Origin of the sequence: Streptococcus mitis (genome assembly GCF_946190285.1) — a bacterium.
GTDB classification, from domain to species: domain Bacteria; phylum Bacillota; class Bacilli; order Lactobacillales; family Streptococcaceae; genus Streptococcus; species Streptococcus mitis_CP.
Genome location: NZ_CAMHZX010000001.1, coordinates 204999 through 227279 on the forward strand (window position 1 = coordinate 204999; position 22281 = coordinate 227279).

The window sequence follows — 22281 nt, forward strand, 5'->3', positions numbered from 1 at the left end:
AGTAGACATGAAGAAAAAACTATTGGCAGGTGCCATTACATTATTATCAGTAGCAACATTAGCAGCTTGTTCGAAAGGTTCAGAAGGAGCAGATCTTATCAGCATGAAAGGGGATGTCATCACAGAACATCAATTTTATGAGCAAGTGAAAAGCAATCCTTCAGCTCAACAAGTGTTGTTGAACTTGACTATCCAAAAAGTATTTGAGAAACAATACGGTTCAGAAGTAGATGACAAAGAAGTCAACGACACTATTGCCGAAGAAGAGAAACAATATGGTGAAAACTACCAACGTGTCTTGTCACAAGCAGGAATGACTCTTGAAACACGTAAAGCTCAAATTCGTACAAGTAAATTGGTTGAGTTGGCAGTTAAGAAAGCAGCAGAAGCTGAATTGACAGATGATGCCTATAAGAAAGCATTTGACGAATACACTCCTGATGTGACTGCTCAAATTATCCGTTTGGACAATGAAGACAAAGCTAAAGAAATTCTTGAAAAAGCTAAAGCCAGTGATGCAGACTTTGCTCAATTAGCCAAAGATAATTCAACAGATGAGAAAACTAAAGCGAATGGTGGAGAAATCACTTTTGACTCTGCTTCAACAGAAGTACCAGATCAAGTTAAGAAAGCAGCTTTTGCGTTAGATGTAAACGGTGTTTCTGATGTGATTAGAGTTACTGGAACACAAGCCTACAGCAGCCAATATTACATTGTTAAACTGATTAAGAAAACAGAAAAATCATCTAATATCGATGACTACAAAGAAAAATTAAAAACTGTTATCTTAACTCAAAAACAAAATGACGCTTCATTTGTTCAAAGTATTATCGGAAAAGAATTGCAAGCAGCCAATATCAAGGTTAAAGATCAAGCCTTCCAAAATATCTTTACCCAATATATCGGTGGTGGAGATTCAAGCTCAAGCAGTTCTTCAAAAGAATAAAACAGAAAAGAGCCAAGTGCTCTTTTTCTTATGAGAAAATCTTCTATCTTAAGGGTAAGAGTTTTTTTCTTTCGGAAAAAATGGTATAATAGCAATCAAAACTAGAAAATAAACGGAATTTGGGAATAATTTCTTTTGTTCTCATTAGATTGGTGATACTATGAAGATTAGTAAGAGGCACCTATTAAACTATTCTATCCTAGTTCCTTACTTACTTTTATCTATTTTGGGCTTGATTGTAGTCTATTCTACAACCAGTGCCATTCTTATCGAAGAAGGTAAAAGTGCCCTCCAATTGGTTCGAAGTCAGGGAATGTTTTGGGTATTTAGTTTAATATTGATTGCCTTGATATATAAGCTGAAACTGAATTTTTTAAGAAAAGAACGACTCTTATTTATTGTTATGTTTGTTGAGCTGATTCTCTTAGCTCTGGCTCGCTTAATTGGTACGCCAGTCAATGGAGCCTATGGTTGGATTTCAGTAGGACCTTTGACCATTCAGCCAGCGGAGTATTTGAAGATTATCATCGTCTGGTACTTGGCCCAACGTTTTTCAAAACAACAGGATGAAATTGGTATTTACGATTTTCAAGTTTTAACTCAAAATCAATGGATTCCTCGAGCTTTTAATGATTGGCGTTTTGTCCTCTTGGTAATGATAGGAAGTTTGGCTATTTTCCCAGATTTGGGGAATGCGACTATCCTAGCTCTGGTCGCCTTGATTATGTATACAGTTAGTGGGATTGCTCATCGTTGGTTTATAGCTTTTATCGGTGTATTGGTAGGAGTTTCAGCCCTATCCTTATCAGCTATTTCTATGATTGGGGTTGATAAGTTTTCAAAAGTTCCAGTATTTGGTTACGTTGCTAAGCGTTTCAGTGCCTACTTTAATCCCTTTGCTGATTTGGCAGGAGCAGGCCACCAACTTGCAAATTCCTACTTTGCCATGGTAAATGGTGGTTGGTTTGGTCTAGGATTAGGAAATTCAATTGAAAAACGTGGTTATTTACCAGAGGCCCATACAGATTTTGTATTTTCAATTGTCATTGAAGAGTTTGGATTTGTGGGAGCCAGCTTGATTTTAGCCCTTGTCTTCTTCCTGATTTTGCGGATTATCCTAGTCGGTATTCGTGCTAAGAATCCCTTTAATTCCATGATGGCGATTGGGGTTGGGGGGATGATGTTGGTACAGGTATTTGTCAATATCGGTGGAATTTCTGGCATTATTCCTTCGACAGGAGTAACCTTCCCCTTCCTATCACAAGGGGGGAACAGTCTCCTAGTCTTGTCTGTAGCCATCGCGTTTGTCTTAAATATTGATGCAAGTGAAAAGCGTGCCCAATTATATGAGGAGTTAGAAGCTCACTCATCAAACTACATGTAGAGTTGATAGTGGAAAGGATTACCTATGTCTCTTCAAAAATTAGAAAACTATAGTAATAAAGCTGTCGTGCAAGAAGAAGTATTGATTTTAACAGAATTGTTAGAAGATATCACTAAAAATATGCTTGCTCCAGAGACTTTTGCAAAAATCATGGAGTTGAAAGAATTATCAACTCAAGAAGATTATCAGGGCTTGAACCAACTGGTTACGAGTCTGTCAAATGATGAAATGGCTTATATTTCACGCTATTTCTCTATCTTGCCTCTCTTGATTAATATTTCAGAAGATGTGGATTTGGCTTATGAAATCAACCACCAAAATAATATCGATCAAGATTATCTTGGGAAATTATCAGCAACAATCAAAATGGTTGCTGAAAAAGAAAATGCGGTTGAAATTCTTGAACACTTGAATGTTGTCCCTGTTTTGACAGCCCATCCAACACAAGTGCAACGTAAGAGTATGTTGGATTTGACCAACCATATCCACACCCTCTTGCGTAAGTATCGTGATGTGAAATTAGGCTTGATTAATAAGGAAAAATGGCATAATGATCTCCGTCGTTACATTGAGATTATCATGCAGACAGATATGATTCGTGAAAAGAAATTGAAAGTAACCAATGAAATCACTAATGTTATGGAATACTACAATAGTTCATTCCTGAAGGCTGTCCCTCATTTGACTGCTGAGTACAAGCGTCTCGCTAAAAAACATGGTTTGGAGTTGAAACATCCTAAACCAATTACCATGGGAATGTGGATTGGTGGAGACCGTGATGGGAATCCTTTTGTTACAGCAGATACCTTGAAACAATCTGCTATGACTCAGTGTGAAGTCATCATGAACTACTATGATGAAAAGATTTACCAACTCTATCGTGAATTCTCTCTTTCAACCAGTATTGTCAATGTGAGCAAGCAAGTCAGAGAAATGGCTCGTCAATCCAAGGATAACTCGATCTACCGTGAAAAAGAGCTTTATCGTCGTGCCTTGTTTGATATTCAATCAAAAATCCAAGCAACAAAAACTTATCTGATTGAAGATAAGGAAGTTGGAGCTCGCTATGAAACGGCCAATGATTTTTATAAGGATTTAATTACCATTCGTGATTCCCTATTGGAAAATAAGGGTGAAGCACTGATTTCTGGTGATTTTGTTGAGCTGATTCAGGCAGTTGAAATTTTTGGTTTCTATTTGGCATCTATTGACATGCGTCAAGATTCTAGTGTTCATGAGGCCTGCGTAGCTGAACTTTTGAAATCAGCAGGAATTCATTCGCGTTATAGCGAACTAAGTGAAGAAGAAAAATGCCAGCTTCTTTTGAAAGAATTAGAAGAAGATCCACGTATTCTTTCTGCCACTCACGTTGAAAAATCAGAGTTACTTGAAAAAGAATTAGCAATCTTTAAGGCTGCTCGTAAGTTGAAAGATAAGTTGGGCGATGATGTTATTCGTCAAACCATTATTTCACATGCAACTAGCGTATCAGACATGCTGGAATTGGCTATCTTGTTAAAAGAAGTAGGGCTAGTTGATAAAGAAAGAGCCCGTGTCCAAATCGTTCCTCTCTTTGAAACAATTGAAGACTTGGACCACTCAGAAGAAACCATGAGAGAATACCTTTCTCTTCCTCTTGCTAAGAAATGGATTGCTTCTCGCAATAACTACCAAGAAATCATGCTTGGTTACTCTGATAGTAATAAAGATGGTGGCTACCTATCATCATGTTGGACCCTCTACAAGGCTCAACAACAATTGACTGCTATTGGAGATGAATTTGGCGTTAAGGTTACCTTCTTCCATGGCCGTGGTGGGACTGTCGGTCGTGGTGGTGGACCAACCTATGAAGCCATCACCTCTCAACCGCTCAAGTCAATCAAGGATCGTATCCGTTTGACGGAGCAGGGTGAAGTAATTGGGAATAAATACGGTAACAAAGACGCAGCCTACTATAATCTTGAAATGCTTGTTTCAGCGGCCATTAACCGTATGATTACTCAGAAGAAGAGCGATACCAACACCTCAAATCGTTATGAAGCCATTATGGACCAAGTGGTAGACCGTAGTTACGATATCTATCGTGATTTGGTCTTTGGTAATGATCATTTCTATGATTATTTCTTTGAGTCAAGTCCAATCAAGGCTATTTCAAGCTTTAATATTGGTTCACGTCCAGCCGCTCGTAAGACGATTACTGAAATTGGTGGTTTACGTGCTATCCCTTGGGTATTCTCATGGTCGCAAAGCCGTGTCATGTTCCCTGGATGGTATGGGGTTGGATCAAGCTTCAAAGAATTTATCGATAAGAATCCAGAAAATATTGCTATCCTACGAGATATGTACCAAAATTGGCCTTTCTTCCAGTCACTTCTTTCAAATGTCGACATGGTCTTGTCAAAATCAAATATGAATATTGCTTTTGAATATGCCAAATTGTGTGAGGATGAAGAAGTAAAAGCAATCTATGAGACTATTCTAAATGAATGGCAAGTTACCAAGGAAGTTATCTTGGCTATCGAAGGATATGATGAACTTTTAGCTGAAAATCCATATCTAAAAGCAAGTTTGGATTACCGTATGCCTTACTTTAATATCCTTAACTATATCCAGTTGGAGTTGATTAAACGTCAACGCCGAGGAGAATTATCAAGCGATCAAGAAAAATTAATCCATACAACCATCAACGGAATTGCGACAGGATTGCGTAATTCAGGCTGATACCTATCAAACTTCCTTTTTTCTATAGGGGAAGTTTTTGAATAGTTCAAAAAAATGCTAAAAGAGTCTTGACAAGTAGTTGAAAAATGATATAATTTAACCATTCAGAAAAGTAATCATAATAAACTTTTTAGAGAGTCTGTGGTAGCTGAAAACAGATAAGTGATGATGATGAAAATTGGGCTGGATGTTATTTAGAATTTGAAATCATAAAAATTCGGTGAGCACACCTTACAGTGCATCTCGTTATTGCGAGACAGAGCGATAGGGAAATTCCCTATAATTGAGGTGGTACCGCGCATCGACGTCCTCACACAAGTTTTTTGTGTGAGGACTTTTTTGTTGGAGGAAACTTATGGAATTTAAACGATGGCGTAGCTTGTTTATACTCAATGAAAATCAAAAAGCAAACTAGGAAGCTAGCCGCAAGCTGTACTTGAGTACGGTAAGGCGACGCTGACGTGGTTTGAAGAGATTTTCGAAGAGTATTAGATAAGTGAAGTATTTTAAAGGAATAAAAGGAGAAATAGAATGAAAAATAAACGTTTAATTGGAATTATCGCTGCGTTAGCAGTCTTAGTAGCAGGAAGCTTGATTTACTCTTCAATGAATAAACCAGAAGCTAAAAATGAAAAGAAAGTTGCCAAAGTTGGTGTTCTTCAGTTTGTGAGCCATCCATCTCTTGACTTGATTTATAAAGGGATCCAAGATGGACTTGCAGAAGAAGGATATAAAGATGATCAAGTTAAAATCGATTTTATGAACTCAGAAGGTGACCAAAGTAAGGTTGCGACAATGAGTAAACAATTGGTTGCAAATGGGAATGACCTTGTGGTTGGTATTGCAACACCAGCTGCTCAAGGTTTGGCTAGTGCAACAAAAGATCTACCGGTTATCATGGCTGCTATTACAGACCCAATCGGAGCGAACTTGGTCAAAGATTTGAAAAAGCCAGGTGGCAACATTACAGGGGTATCTGACCACAATCCAGCTCAACAACAAGTTGAACTCATCAAGGCTCTGACACCAAATGTAAAAACAATCGGAGCCCTTTACTCAAGTAGTGAAGACAATTCAAAAACACAGGTAGAAGAATTTAAGGCTTATGCTGAAAAAGCAGGTTTGACAGTGGAAACATTTGCTGTTCCTTCAACTAATGAAATTGCTTCAACAGTTAACGTTATGACTAGCAAGGTTGATGCTATCTGGGTTCCAATCGATAACACCATTGCTTCAGCCTTCTCAACAGTTGTATCAAGCAACCAATCAGCTAAAAAACCAATTTACCCAAGCGCAACTGCCATGGTAGAAGCAGGTGGTTTGGCATCAGTTGTAGTTGACCAACATGACCTTGGTGTGGCAACAGGTAAAATGATTGCCCAAGTCTTGAAAGGTGCAAAACCAGCTGATACTCCAGTCAATGTCTTTTCAACTGGTAAATCAGTGATTAATAAAAAATTGGCACAAGAGCTAGGTATTACGATTCCTGAATCTGTTCTAAAAGAAGCAGGGCAAGTGATTGAATAATCTACAATGGAGGAGTTGGGGACATCTCCTCCAATTTTTTACAATAGAAATCATATAGAAAAGGTTAAGAAACAGATGATACTATCTATTATTTCTCAAGGATTTGTCTGGGCTATTTTAGGTCTGGGAATCTTTATGACATTTAGGATTTTAAACTTTCCAGATATGACGACAGAAGGTTCCTTCCCTCTTGGGGGAGCTGTTGCTGTCACTTTGATAACCAAAGGAGTGGACCCTTTTTTAGCGACACTTGTTGCTGTAGGAGCAGGTTGTTTGGCTGGCATGGCAGCAGGACTTCTTTATACAAAAGGGAAGATTCCAACTTTGCTCTCAGGGATTTTGGTGATGACTTCTTGTCACTCTATTATGCTCTTGATTATGGGACGTGCAAACTTAGGATTGCTTGGAACTAAGCAAATTCAGGATGTTTTACCTTTTGATTCAGACTTGAACCAACTCTTGACAGGTCTCATCTTTGTCAGTCTTGTTATTGTTCTCATGCTCTTTTTCTTGGACACCAAACTCGGACAAGCCTATATTGCTACAGGTGACAATCCTGATATGGCTAGAAGTTTCGGGATTCATACTGGACGCATGGAGCTCATGGGATTGGTCTTATCAAATGGTGTAATTGCCCTTGCAGGTGCCCTCATTGCTCAGCAAGAAGGGTATGCTGATGTGTCTCGAGGAATCGGGGTTATCGTTGTAGGTCTTGCAAGTTTGATTATTGGAGAAGTTATTTTCAAGAGTTTGAGCTTGGCAGAGCGTCTGATTGCCATCGTTGTGGGTTCTATCGCCTATCAATTCTTAGTGTGGGCAGTTATCGCTCTTGGCTTTAATACAAGTTACCTTCGTTTGTACAGCGCCGTGATTTTAGCAGTCTGCCTCATGATTCCAACATTTAAGCAAACAATCTTGAAAGGAGCAAAGTTAAGCAAATGACAGCAATTGTAGAATTAAAAAATGCAACCAAAGTCGTTAAAAATGGTTTTGATGAAGAAAAGATTATTTTAAATGATATTTCCTTAGAAATTTTTGAACAGGATTTCATTACGATTTTAGGTGGAAATGGTGCTGGTAAATCAACTCTCTTTAACACTATTGCAGGAACCTTGTCATTAACCAGTGGAACTATTCGTATCTTGGGTGAAGATGTTACCAAGTTTTCACCAGAGAAGCGAGCTAAGTATTTGTCTCGAGTTTTCCAAGATCCAAAGATGGGGACAGCTCCTCGTATGACAGTAGCTGAAAATCTTTTGATTGCCAAGTTTCGTGGTGAAAAGCGTGGATTGTTACCAAGACGTCTGGCTAGTTATAAGGATGAATTTCAGACAACCATTGAAAAAGTGGGAAACGGTCTTGAGAAACACTTGAATACACCGATTGAGTTCTTATCAGGTGGACAAAGACAGGCCTTGAGTCTCTTGATGGCAACCTTGAAGCGTCCTGAATTACTCCTGTTAGATGAGCATACTGCTGCCCTTGATCCAAAGACCAGTGTGGCCTTGATGGAATTGACGGATGAATTTGTCAAGAAAGACCAGCTGACAGCGCTTATGATTACCCACCATATGGAAGATGCTCTCAAATATGGCAATCGTTTAATTGTCATGAAAGAAGGACGAATTATCCAAGATTTGAACCAAGAAGAAAAAGCAAAAATGAAAATCTCTGATTATTATCAGCTCTTTGAATAAAGTAGGGAAAATGAGTGAAATGGTTTACTTTTTTTCTGAAATAAAGTATACTATATAAAGTAAACTATGATATCATGGAGGTATTGTGTATGGTTGACAAACAAGTCATTGAAGAAATCAAAAACAATGCCAACATTGTGGAAGTCATAGGAGATGTGATTTCTTTACAAAAGGCAGGACGGAACTATCTAGGGCTCTGTCCTTTTCATGGTGAAAAAACACCTTCTTTCAACGTTGTAGAGGACAAGCAGTTTTACCACTGTTTTGGTTGTGGTCGCTCAGGTGATGTCTTTAAATTCATCGAGGAGTACCAAGGGGTTCCCTTTATGGAGGCTGTCCAAATCTTAGGTCAGCGTGTTGGGATAGAAGTGGAAAAACCGCTTCATAGTGAACAGAAGCCAGCTTCACCCCACCAAGCTCTTTATGATATGCATGAAGATGCTGCCAAATTTTATCATGCTATTCTCATGACAACGACCATGGGGGAAGAGGCCAGAAACTACCTTTATCAGCGTGGTTTGACAGATGAAGTGCTCAAGCATTTTCGGATTGGTTTAGCACCTCCAGAACGAAACTATCTCTATCAACGTTTGTCTGGTCAGTATCGTGATGAGGATTTCCTAGATTCAGGACTGTTTTATCTCTCAGATGCCAATCAATTTGTAGACACTTTTCACAATCGCATCATGTTTCCCCTGACAAATGACCAGGGAAAGGTTATTGCTTTCTCAGGTCGTATCTGGCAGAAAACGGATTCACAAACTTCTAAGTATAAAAATAGCCGATCGACTGCAATTTTTAACAAAAGTTACGAATTATATCATATGGATAGGGCTAAAAAATCTTCTGGAAAAGCCAGTGAGATTTATCTGATGGAAGGATTCATGGATGTCATCGCAGCCTATCGGGCTGGAATAGAAAATGCTGTAGCGTCTATGGGAACGGCCTTAAGTCGTGAGCATGTTGAGCATCTGAAAAGGTTAACCAAGAAGTTGGTTCTTGTTTATGATGGTGATAAGGCTGGGCAAGCCGCGACATTGAAAGCGCTGGACGAAATTGGTGATATGTCTGTGCAAATCGTCAGCATGCCTGATAACTTGGATCCAGATGAATATCTACAAAAAAATGGTCCAGAAGACTTGGCCTATCTATTAACGAAAACTCGTATTAGTCCGATTGAGTTTTACATTCATCAGTATAAGCCTGAAAACAGTGAAAATCTGCAGGCTCAGATTGAGTTTATTGAAAAAATAGCTCCCTTGATTGTTCAAGAAAAGTCTATCACTGCTCAAAATAGCTATATACATATTTTAGCTGACAGTCTGGCGTCCTTTGATTATGCCCAGATTGAGCAGATTGTTAATGAGAGTCGTCAGGCACAAAGGCAGAATCGCATGGAAGGAATTTCCAGACCGACGCAAATCACTATGCCTGTCACCAAGCAGTTATCAGCTATTATGAGAGCAGAAGCTCATCTACTTTATCGAATGATGGAATCTCCTCTTGTTTTGAACGATTACCGTTTAAGGGAAGACTTTGCATTTGACACACCTGAATTTCAGGTCTTATATGACTTGCTTGGCCAATATGGAAATCTTCCTCCGGAAGTTTTAGCAGAACAGACAGATGAAGTTGAAAGAGCTTGGTACCAAGTCTTAGCTCAGGATTTGCCTGCTGAGATATCACCGCAGGAACTTAGTGAAGTAGAAATGACTCGAAACAAGGCTCTCTTGAATCAGGACAATATGAGAATCAAAAAGAAGGTGCAGGAAGCTAGCCATGTAGGAGATACAGACACAGCCTTAGAAGAATTGGAACGTTTAATTTCCCAAAAGAGAAGAATGGAGTAATAATGGCAACAAAACAAAAAGAAGTAACAACATTTGACGTACAAGTAGCAGAATTTATCCGTAATCATAAACAAAAAGGGACAGCAACTGATGATGAAATCAATGCTAGTCTGGTGATTCCTTTTACCTTGGATGCTGATGGGATTGAAGATCTCTTGCAACGAATTCAGGATGCAGGGATTTCTATCACAGATAACGAAGGAAATCCAAGTGCGCGTGTTCTTAGCACTGAAGAAGAACCAGAACTCAGTGATGAGGACTTGATTGGTTCAACTTCGGCTAAGGTCAACGACCCTGTCCGTATGTACTTGAAAGAAATCGGAGTCGTTCCTCTCTTGACCAATGAAGAGGAAAAAGAGTTAGCACTGGCTGTTGAAGCGGGTGACATCGAAGCTAAACAACGCCTTGCGGAAGCCAACCTTCGTTTGGTTGTTTCCATTGCCAAACGTTATGTCGGCCGTGGTATGCAGTTCCTTGACTTGATTCAAGAAGGAAACATGGGCTTGATGAAGGCGGTTGACAAGTTTGACTATTCTAAAGGATTCAAGTTTTCAACTTACGCAACTTGGTGGATTCGTCAGGCTATCACTCGTGCTATTGCGGATCAAGCTCGTACTATCCGTATCCCAGTCCACATGGTTGAAACGATTAACAAGCTTGTTCGTGAACAGCGTAATCTCCTTCAAGAATTGGGACAAGATCCGACACCAGAACAAATCGCTGAACGTATGGATATGACACCTGATAAGGTTCGTGAAATCTTGAAGATTGCCCAAGAACCAGTATCTCTTGAAACTCCAATCGGTGAAGAGGATGATAGCCACCTTGGAGACTTTATCGAAGATGAAGTGATTGAGAATCCAGTCGACTATACAACTCGTATCGTCTTGCGTGAGCAGTTGGATGAGGTCTTGGATACTCTTACAGACCGTGAAGAAAATGTTTTGCGTCTGCGTTTTGGGCTAGATGATGGGAAAATGCGTACCCTTGAAGATGTGGGTAAAGTCTTTAACGTGACTCGCGAGCGTATCCGTCAGATTGAAGCTAAAGCTTTGAGAAAACTACGCCAACCAAGTCGCAGCAAACCGCTTCGTGATTTTATTGAAGACTAAGAGTGAGGATGAATATGGCTTATACAGAAGAGCAAATTGAAAATATCAAAACACGAATTTTATCAGCCTTGGAAGAAGTTATTGACCCTGAGTTGGGAATCGATATTGTCAATCTTGGTTTGATTTATGAGATTCGTTTTGACGGCGACACAGGGCAAACAGAGATTGATATGACTTTGACAACTATGGGTTGTCCCCTGGCAGATCTTTTGACAGACCAGATTTATGATGCTATGACAGAGGTGCCAGAAGTAACGGATACTGAGGTTAAATTAGTCTGGTATCCAGCCTGGACTGTTGAAAAAATGAGTCGCTATGCACGCATTGCCCTAGGCATTAAGTAAACAAATAAAAGCATGTGAGAGATTATTGGAAAAGCGAGGAAATTTCCCCCTCTTTTCCTCTAGTCTCTCCTTTCTTTTGCTGATTTTATTCAAAGAAAATGATATAATAGTAGTTATGGAAAAAAAGAAATTACGCATCAATATGTTGAGTTCAAGTGAGAAAGTAGCAGGACAAGGAGTTTCAGGTGCTTACCGTGAATTAGTTCGTCTTCTTCACCGTGATGCAAAGGACCAATTGATTGTTACAGAAAATCTTCCAATAGAGGCAGATGTGACTCACTTTCATACGATTGATTTCCCCTATTATTTATCAACATTCCAAAAGAAACGCTCAGGAAGGAAAATTGGCTATGTGCATTTCTTACCTGATACGCTTGAGGGGAGTTTGAAAATTCCATTTTTCTTAAAGGGAATTGTGAAACGCTATGTATTTTCTTTTTACAACCGGATGGAGCACTTGGTTGTGGTCAATCCTATGTTTATCGAGGATTTAGTGGCAGCTGGTATTCCACGTGAAAAAGTTACCTATATTCCTAACTTTGTAAACAAGGAAAAATGGCATCCTCTTCCACAGGAAGAGCTAGCGATACTGCGTACAGAGCTAGGTCTTAGTGACAATCAGTTTATCGTAGTAGGTGCTGGTCAAGTTCAGAAGCGAAAAGGGATTGATGATTTTATCCGTCTGGCTGAGGAATTGCCGCAAATTACCTTTATCTGGGCAGGTGGTTTCTCTTTTGGTGGCATGACAGATGGTTATGAGCGCTACAAGAAAATGATGGAGAATCCCCCTAAAAATTTGATTTTTCCAGGTATTGTATCGCCAGAGCGTATGCGCGAATTGTATGCCCTAGCGAATCTTTTCTTGTTACCTAGTTACAATGAGCTCTTTCCGATGACGATTTTAGAGGCTGCCAGTTGTGAAGCTCCGATTATGTTGCGTGATTTAGATCTTTATAAGGTAATTTTGGAGGGAAATTATCGGGCTACAGCAGACAGAGAAGAGATGAAAGAAGCTATTCTGGAATATCAAGCAAATCCTGCTGCTTTAAAAGATTTGAAAGAAAAAGCTAAAAATATTTCTAGAGAGTATTCAGAAGAGCATCTGTTACAAATCTGGTTGGACTTTTATGAGAAACAAGCTACTTTAGGGAGAAAATAAAAAGTGAGGTAATCTATGCGAATTGGTTTATTTACAGATACCTATTTTCCTCAGGTTTCTGGTGTTGCGACCAGTATTCGAACCTTGAAAACAGAACTTGAAAAGCAGGGGCATGCTGTTTTTATCTTTACGACAACAGATAAGGATGTCAATCGTTATGAAGATTGGCAAATTATCCGCATTCCAAGTGTTCCTTTCTTTGCTTTTAAGGATCGCCGCTTTGCCTATCGAGGTTTTAGTAAGGCGCTTGAAATTGCTAAACAATATCAGCTAGATATTATTCATACCCAGACAGAATTTTCTCTTGGCTTGTTGGGAATTTGGATTGCGCGTGAATTGAAGATTCCAGTCATCCATACCTATCACACCCAATACGAAGACTACGTGCATTATATTGCCAAGGGGATGTTGATTCGTCCTAGTATGGTCAAGTACTTAGTAAGAGGTTTCCTGCATGATGTGGATGGGGTGATTTGCCCGAGTGAGATTGTCCATGACTTGCTCTCTGACTATAAGGTTAAGGTTGAAAAGCGGGTCATTCCAACTGGGATTGAATTAGCCAAGTTTGAACGTCCAGAAATCAAGCAAGAAAATCTGAAAGAACTGCGTACTAAACTAGGGATTCAAGATGATGAAAAGATGTTGCTTAGTCTTTCCAGAATTTCCTATGAAAAAAATATTCAGGCAGTACTAGCAGCCTTTGCAGAAGTTCTGAAAGAGGAGGACAAGGTTAAACTGGTGATAGCTGGGGATGGTCCTTATCTGGATGACCTTAAAGAGCAAGCCCAGAAACTAGAGATTCAAGACTCGGTCATCTTTACAGGGATGATTGCTCCTAGTGAGACAGCTCTTTATTATAAGGCTGCGGATTTCTTCATCTCGGCCTCGACGAGTGAAACGCAAGGCTTGACTTACTTGGAAAGCTTAGCTAGTGGGACGCCTGTCATTGCTCACGGAAATCCTTATCTGGACAATCTGATCAGTGATAAAATGTTTGGAACCTTGTATTACGGTGAACATGATTTGGCTGGAGCTATTTTGGAAGCCCTGATTGCAACTCCAGATATGGATGAGCATACCTTATCAGAGAAATTGTACGAGATTTCAGCTGAGAACTTTGGAAAACGAGTGCATGAGTTTTATCTGGATGCCATTATTTCAAATAACTTCCAGAAAGATTTAGCAAAAGATGATACGGTCAGCCAGCGTATCTTTAAGACAGTTTTGTATTTACCGCAACAGGTGGTTGCTGTGCCCGTAAAAGGCTCTAGACGAATGCTGAGGGCTTCAAAAACACAGTTAATCAGCATCAGAGATTATTGGAAAGACCATGAAGAATAGAAAGAGGAATAGCTATGAAAAAACAATTGATGAGAAGTGGTAGTGATCAAAAAATTGCTGGAGTATGTGCTGGGGTCGCAAATTATTTTGATATTGATCCGACTATTGTTCGTGTAATATGGGGTGTTCTTGCATTTTGTTATGGGGCAGGAATTGTAGCTTATATCATTTTATGGATTATTGCGCCGGTAGCAAGTGACTATTGAAAACTAGCTGAATTCATGCTAAGATAATAGAAAATAGAATGTAACGAAGGAGAAAAAAATGGCATTTGGAGATAATGGAAAACGTAAAAAAACGATGTTTGAGAAATTAACCTTGCTTATCGTACTTATCATGTTAGTAGCAAGTATTTTGGGTATTTTTGCAACTGCAATTGGTGCCCTCAGTAATCTATAAAATAGATTCAAGAAAATTTTGTGACTGGGATTTCCCAGCCCTTTTTTAAAGTGAGAAGAAAAAATGAGTATGTTTTTAGATACAGCCAAGATCAAGGTCAAGGCTGGTAATGGTGGCGATGGCATGGTTGCCTTTCGCCGTGAAAAATATGTCCCTAATGGCGGTCCTTGGGGTGGTGATGGTGGTCGTGGAGGTAATGTAGTCTTCGTTGTAGACGAAGGTTTACGTACTTTGATGGATTTCCGCTATAACCGTCATTTCAAGGCTGATTCTGGTGAAAAAGGAATGACCAAAGGGATGCATGGTCGTGGAGCTGAGGACCTAAGAGTTCGAGTGCCACAAGGTACGACTGTGCGTGATGCTGAGACAGGCAAGGTCTTGACAGATTTGATTGAACACGGTCAAGAATTTATTGTAGCCCACGGCGGTCGTGGCGGACGTGGAAACATCCGCTTTGCGACACCAAAAAATCCTGCACCGGAAATCTCTGAAAATGGAGAACCAGGTCAGGAACGTGAGTTACAATTGGAACTAAAAATCTTGGCTGATGTTGGTTTAGTTGGATTCCCATCTGTTGGGAAATCAACACTTTTAAGTGTTATTACCTCAGCTAAACCTAAAATTGGTGCCTACCACTTTACGACCATTGTGCCAAATCTAGGTATGGTTCGTACCCAATCAGGTGAATCCTTTGCAGTAGCTGATTTACCAGGTTTGATTGAAGGTGCTAGTCAAGGTGTTGGTCTAGGAACTCAGTTCCTCCGTCACATCGAGCGTACCCGTGTCATCCTTCATATTATTGATATGTCAGCTAGCGAAGGACGTGATCCTTATGAGGATTATCTTGCCATCAATAAAGAGTTGGAGTCATACAATCTTCGCCTCATGGAGCGTCCGCAGATCATCGTAGCTAATAAGATGGATATGCCTGAGAGTCAGGAAAATCTTGAAGAATTCAAGAAAAAATTGGCTGAAAACTATGATGAATTTGAAGAGTTACCAGCTATCTTCCCAATATCTGGATTGACCAAGCAAGGTCTGGCAACGCTCTTGGATGCTACAGCTGAATTGTTAGACAAGACACCAGAATTCTTGCTCTACGACGAGTCAGATATGGAAGAAGAAGCTTACTATGGATTTGACGAGGAAGAAAAAGCCTTTGAAATTAGTCGTGATGACGATGCTACATGGGTACTTTCTGGTGAAAAACTCATGAAACTCTTTAATATGACCAACTTTGATCGCGACGAATCAGTCATGAAATTTGCTCGCCAGCTTCGTGGTATGGGGGTTGATGAAGCCCTTCGTGCACGTGGAGCTAAAGATGGTGACTTGGTCCGCATTGGTAAATTTGAGTTTGAATTTGTAGACTAGGAGACTGGTATGGGAGATAAACCGATATCTTTCCGAGATGCGGATGGCAATTTTGTTTCTGCCGCAGACGTTTGGAATGAAAAGAAATTGGAAGAACTATTTAATCGTCTCAATCCAAATCGTGCTCTGAGATTGGCACGAACTAAAAAAGAAAATCCATCTCAGTAAAGAATATAACAAAATTCCGTGCCACATGAGACACGGAATTTTATTATTCTTCAAAGAAAAATGGTGGAGCGAATTTTTTCAATTCTTCAAAGCATTTTTGAGCAGCTTCTGCATCTTCACAGATGACAAGACAGACATCATCACCACAGAGGGTAGCGATAGCGTCAGGGAAACTCAAAGCATCAATGATAGAACCAAATGATTGAGCCAGTCCAGGAAGGGTTTTTAGTAGGACTTGGTGTTGAACTGGGCGCATCAAGACAAGGGCGTCTTCCATGTAGAGTTCGAGACGTTTTTCCCATTTTGAGATAGAACCTGTATTAAGCACGTAGTAAGAGTTATCCTCTTCGCGGACTTTTGACAGGTTCATATTTTTAATGTCGCGTGAGAGAGTTGCCTGGGTAACTTGAATGTCGTTATCAGCAAGAAGGGCTTGCAGCTCAGCCTGTGTATGAATCTTGTTTTTTGCAACAAGAGCGCGTATGAGTTGGTGTCGGTGTTCAGATTTATTCATAATAATTTAACTCCTTTTTTAGTGAGGTATGGTAAGTGTGGACTGAGAGAGGTCGATCGTCAAGTGGTAGTCGGTATTGTCACGTATGGTGATTTCAAAGTCAGTAGTATAGAGGACTAAACGAAGAGTATCTCCTTCTTTTAACTTGTAAATAGTAGGTTGCAGTTCAAATTGCACATCCATCCATTCATCTGCAGTAATATTCTCTACTAACAGTAAATCATTTCTATTTTGTAAATTGAGGTAGCCTTTTGTCACGACGCGTTGTGTATTTGGTCTAAATGGTAATTCACAGAGATTTTCCAACATATGGTAGCGTCCATTATCAATGGTTTTAGCACTTAAAATAGCTGGGTAAGGTTGTAGGTATTTCTTTTGACCAAGTTCCAGTAGTTGAGCAGATAAAAGCCCCTTGTTTGTGCTGGATTTGATACGAAGATTGAGTTGGGCACGACCGTTAAAGTGAAGATCTTTGGTTACAGGAAGGTCAATAGTAATCTGATTGACTTTCCCTTGATAGAGTTCTGTATTGAAGGTCTGGTAAGTCTTACCATAACGCTCAAAATCCTTATCTGAGTAATGGTTTTGAATAACTTGCTCTTCTTGACCAAGTGCGAAGGTTTCAAAGTTTTCTTGCTCACCGAAGTTATCAAGAGATAACCAAGTCTGAGGAGCAGTATTGTCCTGCCAGATAACAGTAGGAAGTTGGTAATCTGTTTCCTGTCCCAATAATTTCTTAGTCAATAAGGCGTTCATGGACTCACGGAAGTCAATGGACTGCCAGTTGTTCATATAAACATGGGCACCATTATGGAAAAAGAGATGCTTATTGATGTGAGATGGAAGAGCATGGAACATCTGGTAAACATGAAGTGGTTTGACATTCCAATCCTGAGAACCATGAGTAAAGACAACCTCTGCCTTTACCTTATGGGCATTGAGCAGATAGTTGCGATCATTCCAAAACTGATTGTAGTCACCAGACTTGCGATCCAGTTGTTCTTTTACTTTTTCTAAGTCAGCTTGGTGAGCCTCATTACCACGGATATAGTCACCAGCTAAGAGATTACGAGAGTAGGTTAACTCAGCAAGCGAGTCAAAATCCTCACCAGGATAACCACCTGGGCTAGTCACTAGACCGTTTTCACGATAGTAATTGTACCATGAAGAAATACCAGCCTCGGCAATGATAACCTCTAAACCATCTACACCTGTAGTGGCAAGACCATTGGACATGGTACCTAGATAGGAAAGTCCTGTTGTAGCTACTTTTCCGTTTGACCAGTCAGCCTTGACTTGACGTTGGCGCGTGTGGTCAGTGAAGGCACGACAACGACCATTAAGCCAATCGATGACATTTTTATAAGCCTCGATTTGCTGGTAGTCCCCGTTAGTCATGAAACCAGTAGAGTCTTTGGTACCAACACCTGAGACATAGAGATTAGCAAAACCTCGTGGAAGAAAGTAGTCGTTGAGTGTATAGCTAGCATTGATGTGCGTTAGCTTTTCCTCAGCTTCTGATACAAGCTCAGCTTGACCTTGAGGTTGGACGAGATTTAGTTGAGGTTCCTCTAGCTCAATCTTGTGAGCAGGTTTAACCTCGAGATTGCCCTCCATCTTGTAGAGAGCCTTGTCACTAGCCTTGTCATTTGTTCCCTGATGATAGGGACTGGCTGTCATGATAGCAGGGATTTTTCCATCAAAACGAGGACGAATAATGCTAACCTTGACTAAGTCTGGAAGACCTTTTTGGTCAGTATCGACACGAGACTCAACGTAAACGACTTCTCGAATGGCATCATGGCTAGAAAAAGTAGCCAAACTCTTGCCGTTAAAGTAGTGATAGTCATTATCCTCAGGAATAAGACCGTCACTGACAAGTTGATCGATAAGAGTGTTCCCCTTTTTGGTGCGAGTATTGAGTAACTGGTAGAGATTTTCAATCAAGTCACCATATACAATGGGAAAACCAGTCTCTTTACGAAAAACATCACTGTCTTCAAAGTCAACCAAATAAGAAAAACCTAAAAGTTGAAAGGCTACAGTATAGAAAATATCTGCAGTCAACTCTTTATCAGATTGAAAAAATGTCAGTAAGTCAGTTTTTTTATCTGAAGAAAGTATAGATAAGGGATAATCTGTATTTTGATATGTGAAATAAATTTTACGAATAAAGTCCTCAAATTGCTTTTTTTCTGAATCAGTAGGTTTTAGGTTGAAACCTAAAGAAACTAAATCATTCAGGGCCTGCGTTGATGAAGTTTTAAGATAGCTGTATTGATTAAAACGCATAAGACCTCCTATTTATGAAATATATTAAGGTTATTATATCAAAAAATAGAGAGAAAAGAAACTATAAAAATTAACAGAAATTATAATAAATAAAAATAAGTACTTATGAAATAAACAAGTAAAATGATAAGCTTAAATACAAAAATATTATCGATGCTGTTGAAAATCGGGCAAGGATCGTCTAGTCAACTATGATTTGAGTTATTAGATATTAAAGCATCAGTAATAGTAATAGAAATTTAAAGAAAATGGTATAATATAGTGAGAACGATAGAGGAGAAGTGTAAATTGATCGCACAACTAGATACAAAAACAGTCTATAGTTTTATGGAGAGTGTCATTTCAATCGACAAGTATGTGAGAGTAGCAAAAGACTATGGATACACTCATCTGGCTATGATGGATATTGACAATCTTTACGGGGCTTTCGATTTTCTAGAGGTTACAAAAAAATACGGCATTCATCCTTTGTTAGGGCTTGAAATGAATGTGCTTGTAGATGATAAGGATGTGAATTTGCGCTTTCTAGCTCTATCTAGTGTAGGCTATCAGCAGTTGATGAAGCTTTCAACAGCCAAGATGCAGGGGGAGAAAAGTTGGTCAGTTCTATCTCAGTATCTAGAGGATATTGCTGTCATTGTGCCTTATTTTGAAGAACTTGAGTCGCTAAATTTGGGCTGTGATTACTATATTGGGGTTTATCCGGAAACACTGGCCAGCGAATTTCACCATCCTATTTTGCCATTGTATCGGGTCAATACATTTGAAAGTAAGGATAGAGAAGTTCTTCAAGTATTAACAGCGATTAAAGAAAATCTACCGCTTAGAGAAGTTCCTTTGTGTTCGAAACAAGATGTTTTTATATCAGCAAGTTCTTTAGAGAAACTATTCCAAGAACGTTTTCCTCAAGCCTTGGAAAACTTAGAAAAGCTTATTTCAGGTATCTCTTATGACTTGGATACTAGTTTAAAATTACCTCGTTTTAATCCAGCAAGGCCAGCAGTAGAAGAATTAAGAGAACGTGCTGAATTGGGGCTTGCTCAGAAGGGGTTAACTGGTAAAGAATATCAAGACCGTCTAGACCAAGAATTGGCTGTTATTCATGATATGGGCTTTGATGATTATTTCTTGGTTGTTTGGGATTTATTGCGTTTTGGACGTTCGAATGGCTATTATATGGGAATGGGACGAGGTTCCGCAGTTGGTAGCTTGGTTTCCTATGCTCTAGACATTACAGGGATTGACCCAGTAGAGAAAAATCTGATTTTTGAACGTTTCCTCAATCGTGAACGCTATACCATGCCTGATATTGATATTGATATTCCTGATATTTATCGTCCAGATTTTATCAGGTATGTTGGCAATAAATATGGCAGTAAACATGCGGCTCAAATCGTTACTTTTTCTACCTTTGGGGCCAAGCAAGCTTTGAGAGATGTCTTGAAACGTTTTGGTGTGCCAGAGTATGAATTATCTGCAATTACCAAGAAAATCAGTTTTCGTGATAATCTCAAGTCGGCCTATGAGGGGAATCTCCAGTTTCGTCAGCAAATCAATAGTAAGCTAGAATATCAAAAAGCCTTTGAAATTGCTTGCAAGATAGAGGGCTATCCAAGACAAACCTCTGTCCATGCGGCTGGTGTTGTAATCAGTGACCAAGATTTGACCAATTACATCCCTCTAAAACATGGTGACGAAATTCCACTGACCCAATATGATGCTCATGGAGTCGAAGCAAGTGGACTTTTGAAAATGGATTTTCTGGGACTACGAAATTTGACATTTGTCCAGAAAATGCAAGAGTTGCTTGCTGAAACAGAAGGTATTCACCTTAAAATTGAAGAAATAGATTTGGAAGACAAAGAAACGCTGGCTCTTTTTGCTTCTGGTAATACAAAAGGTATCTTTCAATTTGAACAACCTGGTGCCATTCGCTTGCTCAAACGTGTGCAACCAGTCTGTTTTGAAGATGTCGTAGCAACTACTTCCCTAAATCGACCAGGTGCTAGTGATTATATCAATAATTTTGTGGCAAGAAAACATGGGCAAGAAGGAGTGACGGTTCTAGACCCAGCTCTGGAGGATATTTTGGCTCCAACTTATGGCATTATGCTCTATCAGGAGCAGGTTATGCAGGTTGCTCAGCGATTTGCTGGATTTAGTCTTGGGAAGGCCGATATTTTGCGTCGAGCTATGGGTAAAAAGGATGCCTCTGCCATGCATGAGATGAGGGCTTCCTTTATTCAAGGCTCCATAGAAGCTGGTCATACTGTGGAAAAAGCAGAGCAGGTTTTTGATGTTATGGAGAAGTTTGCAGGTTATGGTTTTAACCGATCTCACGCCTATGCCTACTCAGCCTTGGCCTTCCAGTTGGCCTATTTCAAAACGCATTATCCAGCCATCTTTTATCAGATTATGTTGAATTCTGCCAACAGTGATTATGTAACAGATGCCTTAGAAGCAGGTTTTGAAGTAGCCCCATTGTCCATTAATACTATTCCCTATCACGATAAAATTGCCAACAAGTCTATCTATCTAGGTTTGAAATCGATTAAGGGGCTCAGCAAGGATTTGGCGCTTTGGATTATTGAACATAGACCTTATTCTAATATTGAAGATTTTTTAGCTAAACTACCTGAGAATTATCTGAAACTTCCTCTGCTAGAACCTTTGGTAAAAGTTGGTCTTTTCGATTCATTTGAAAAAAATCGTAAAAAAGTATTCAATAATTTAGCTAATCTATTTGAATTTGTGAAAGTGTTAGGAAGCTTATTTGGAGAGAGCATTTATAGTTGGCAAGATTCGGAGGACTGGACGGAGCAAGAAAAATTCTACATGGAACAAGAGCTTCTAGGAGTAGGCGTCAGCAAACATCCTCTACAAGCTATTGCAAGTAAGGCTATTTATCCGATTACTCCTATTAGTAATTTGTCAGAAAATAGCTATGCTATTATCTTGGTTGAGGTTCAGAAGATAAAAGTAATTCGTACCAAAAAGGGTGAAAATATGGCCTTCTTACAGGTAGATGATAGTAAGAAAAAATTGGATGTTACACTTTTTTCAGATTTATATCGACAGGTTGGTCAGGAAGTAAGAGAAGGAACCTTCTACTATATTAAAGGGAAAGTCCAGTCACGTGACGGTCGTCTGCAAATGATTGCACAAGAAATAAGAGAAGCAGTTGCTGAGCGCTTTTGGATTCAGATGAAAAATCATGATTCGGATCAAGAAATGTCACGTATTTTAGACCAATATAAAGGCCCAATCCCAGTCATCATCAGGTATGAAGAGGAACAAAGAACAATTGTTTCTCCCAACCATTTTGTAGCTAAATCCACTGAATTAGAAGCGAAATTAGGTGGAATCGTTATGAAAACGATTTATCGCTAAAATTACGGAAAATAGAAGAATTTTCCAATTAAATGTGGTATAATCAGTAAGAATGTTAAAAGA

At 39.4% G+C, this 22281-nt stretch carries 18 protein-coding genes and 1 other annotated feature; of the genes, 16 read left to right on the plus strand and 2 right to left on the minus strand.

The features are described from left to right. Positions 1 to 7: 7 nt before the first annotated feature. From prsA to N8L39_RS01135, 15 genes are all read left to right on the plus strand, one after another. Positions 8 to 946 carry a peptidylprolyl isomerase PrsA gene (gene prsA, locus N8L39_RS01065; protein WP_261039283.1) on the plus strand — a complete coding sequence of 313 codons (939 nt, stop codon included), beginning with the start codon at positions 8 to 10 and terminating at the stop codon, positions 944 to 946. Between the two features lie 160 nt (positions 947 to 1106). Further along, the gene (ftsW, locus tag N8L39_RS01070; RefSeq protein WP_020902903.1) at positions 1107 to 2330 is read left to right on the plus strand and encodes a cell division peptidoglycan polymerase FtsW; all 1224 of its coding nucleotides are present in this window, start codon (positions 1107 to 1109) and stop codon (positions 2328 to 2330) included. 24 nt (positions 2331 to 2354) lie between these two features. Beyond that, complete coding sequence (gene ppc / locus N8L39_RS01075) at positions 2355 to 5051, plus strand: phosphoenolpyruvate carboxylase (protein ID WP_261009961.1); 2697 nt, start codon at positions 2355 to 2357, stop codon at positions 5049 to 5051. A gap of 96 nt (positions 5052 to 5147) precedes the next feature. Beyond that, positions 5148 to 5366: a binding site (T-box leader), on the plus strand. Between the two features lie 216 nt (positions 5367 to 5582). Further along, positions 5583 to 6578 (plus strand): tryptophan ABC transporter substrate-binding protein, encoded by a 996-nt coding sequence (gene trpX / locus N8L39_RS01080; RefSeq protein ID WP_000792150.1) that lies wholly within the window; start codon positions 5583 to 5585, stop codon positions 6576 to 6578. Positions 6579 to 6653: 75 nt separating this feature from the next. Then, positions 6654 to 7520 (plus strand): ABC transporter permease, encoded by an 867-nt coding sequence (locus tag N8L39_RS01085; RefSeq protein WP_261009960.1) that lies wholly within the window; start codon positions 6654 to 6656, stop codon positions 7518 to 7520. Further along, entirely contained in the window at positions 7517 to 8275 is a 759-nt protein-coding gene (locus tag N8L39_RS01090; RefSeq protein WP_261009959.1) for an ABC transporter ATP-binding protein, read from the plus strand. The genes N8L39_RS01085 and N8L39_RS01090 overlap by 4 nt, the downstream gene beginning before the upstream one ends. A gap of 89 nt (positions 8276 to 8364) precedes the next feature. After that, positions 8365 to 10125 (plus strand): DNA primase, encoded by a 1761-nt coding sequence (dnaG, locus tag N8L39_RS01095; RefSeq protein ID WP_261009958.1) that lies wholly within the window; start codon positions 8365 to 8367, stop codon positions 10123 to 10125. Positions 10126 to 10127: 2 nt separating this feature from the next. Beyond that, positions 10128 to 11237 (plus strand): RNA polymerase sigma factor RpoD, encoded by a 1110-nt coding sequence (gene rpoD / locus N8L39_RS01100; RefSeq protein ID WP_000201903.1) that lies wholly within the window; start codon positions 10128 to 10130, stop codon positions 11235 to 11237. Between the two features lie 14 nt (positions 11238 to 11251). Further along, entirely contained in the window at positions 11252 to 11581 is a 330-nt protein-coding gene (locus tag N8L39_RS01105) for a metal-sulfur cluster assembly factor (RefSeq protein WP_000331925.1), read from the plus strand. 115 nt (positions 11582 to 11696) lie between these two features. Then, positions 11697 to 12740 (plus strand): alpha-galactosylglucosyldiacylglycerol synthase, encoded by a 1044-nt coding sequence (gene cpoA, locus N8L39_RS01110; RefSeq protein ID WP_261009957.1) that lies wholly within the window; start codon positions 11697 to 11699, stop codon positions 12738 to 12740. A 15-nt stretch (positions 12741 to 12755) separates the two neighbouring features. After that, positions 12756 to 14081, plus strand: a complete 1326-nt coding sequence (locus tag N8L39_RS01115; RefSeq protein ID WP_261009956.1) for a glycosyltransferase family 4 protein — start codon at positions 12756 to 12758, stop codon at positions 14079 to 14081. A 14-nt stretch (positions 14082 to 14095) separates the two neighbouring features. Then, the gene (locus N8L39_RS01120) at positions 14096 to 14287 is read left to right on the plus strand and encodes a PspC domain-containing protein (RefSeq protein WP_000744434.1); all 192 of its coding nucleotides are present in this window, start codon (positions 14096 to 14098) and stop codon (positions 14285 to 14287) included. A 58-nt stretch (positions 14288 to 14345) separates the two neighbouring features. Then, the gene (locus tag N8L39_RS01125; protein ID WP_000863852.1) at positions 14346 to 14480 is read left to right on the plus strand and encodes a DUF4044 domain-containing protein; all 135 of its coding nucleotides are present in this window, start codon (positions 14346 to 14348) and stop codon (positions 14478 to 14480) included. A 63-nt stretch (positions 14481 to 14543) separates the two neighbouring features. After that, the gene (obgE, locus tag N8L39_RS01130; protein WP_000061642.1) at positions 14544 to 15854 is read left to right on the plus strand and encodes a GTPase ObgE; all 1311 of its coding nucleotides are present in this window, start codon (positions 14544 to 14546) and stop codon (positions 15852 to 15854) included. Positions 15855 to 15863: 9 nt separating this feature from the next. Beyond that, positions 15864 to 16022, plus strand: coding sequence for a hypothetical protein (locus N8L39_RS01135; protein ID WP_001808548.1), 159 nt, complete (start codon positions 15864 to 15866; stop codon positions 16020 to 16022). A 43-nt stretch (positions 16023 to 16065) separates the two neighbouring features. Here N8L39_RS01135 and N8L39_RS01140 read toward each other — a convergent pair whose 3' ends face one another. Both N8L39_RS01140 and N8L39_RS01145 read right to left on the minus strand, forming a co-directional pair. Continuing rightward, positions 16066 to 16536: an arginine repressor gene (locus N8L39_RS01140; RefSeq protein WP_261009955.1), complete on the minus strand. Its 471-nt coding sequence runs from the start codon at positions 16534 to 16536 to the stop codon at positions 16066 to 16068. Between the two features lie 18 nt (positions 16537 to 16554). Then, the gene (locus N8L39_RS01145) at positions 16555 to 18828 is read right to left on the minus strand and encodes a Xaa-Pro dipeptidyl-peptidase (RefSeq protein WP_261009954.1); all 2274 of its coding nucleotides are present in this window, start codon (positions 18826 to 18828) and stop codon (positions 16555 to 16557) included. Between the two features lie 288 nt (positions 18829 to 19116). On the opposite strand from N8L39_RS01145, the gene N8L39_RS01150 reads away from it, so the two are divergent. Continuing rightward, positions 19117 to 22218, plus strand: coding sequence for a DNA polymerase III subunit alpha (locus N8L39_RS01150; protein ID WP_261009953.1), 3102 nt, complete (start codon positions 19117 to 19119; stop codon positions 22216 to 22218). Positions 22219 to 22281: the final 63 nt, after the last annotated feature.